Annotated in this window: 1 protein-coding gene; it reads left to right on the top strand. The window is 41.6% G+C overall.

The features are described from left to right. On the top strand, positions 1–231 hold a 231-nt coding region (locus RYX56_RS25585; protein WP_317124548.1), incomplete at both ends, for an ABC transporter transmembrane domain-containing protein.

Raw genomic sequence — 231 nt, 5'->3', positions numbered from 1 at the left:
AGGTAAATGATCAATTTAAGGATCGTTCCATCGCAGCAAGCCGACTTATGTCAATATTTAGCCCTGCGATCATGCTGACGGTCAATCTCGGGATTGTCGTTGTGATTTGGCTTGGCGGTTTAGGCGTCGAATCTGGTGACATCCAGGTCGGCCATATCATTGCGTTTATCAACTATATGACACAAATATTATTTTCGCTAATGATGATTACGATGGTGTTTAATATGTTTG

It is taken from the genome of Alkalihalophilus lindianensis, assembly GCF_032843265.1.
Taxonomy (GTDB): domain Bacteria; phylum Bacillota; class Bacilli; order Bacillales; family Bacillaceae_D; genus Alkalihalophilus; species Alkalihalophilus lindianensis.
The sequence above is the reverse complement of the archived record's forward strand: the minus strand, read 5'-3'. Positions and strand labels throughout refer to the sequence as shown.